Source organism: Salmonella sp. SAL4457 (assembly GCF_046548235.1).
In the GTDB taxonomy this organism is placed as follows: Bacteria; Pseudomonadota; Gammaproteobacteria; order Enterobacterales; family Enterobacteriaceae; genus Salmonella; species Salmonella enterica.
The window spans coordinates 1-258 of sequence record NZ_JBGDZO010000802.1 but is presented as its reverse complement, the minus strand read 5'-3'; the positions used below and the strand labels follow the sequence as shown (position 1 = coordinate 258).

Sequence of the window (258 nt, the reverse complement as noted above, 5' to 3'; positions counted from 1 at the left end):
ATTCAACATGCTGTTTCTTGGAGCTGCCCTGGAACTCGTCCTCATGCACCCACACACCTCCAATGACTAGTCCTCTTTTCTCCTGCTCCTCGCGCTGCCGCTTCACTTTTGCCTGTGCCTTGCTCTGCTCGATGCACTGGGTCCTGAGACGCTGGCCCCTCAAGATCTGCCACTTCATCACCTCAATGCTCTCCAGCTGGGCCTCAGTGTACTGCGGACCCACGGTGGTAGGGTTAGAGAGAGGGAGAGGGGTGACAA

1 protein-coding gene is annotated in these 258 nt (G+C 57.0%); it reads right to left on the bottom strand.

Annotated elements, in window-relative coordinates; genetic code table 11:
• The coding region (locus ACLJNW_RS26380) for a hypothetical protein (protein WP_410961534.1) at positions 1–181 on the bottom strand (181 nt) is incomplete at its 3' end.
• Positions 182–258: the final 77 nt, after the last annotated feature.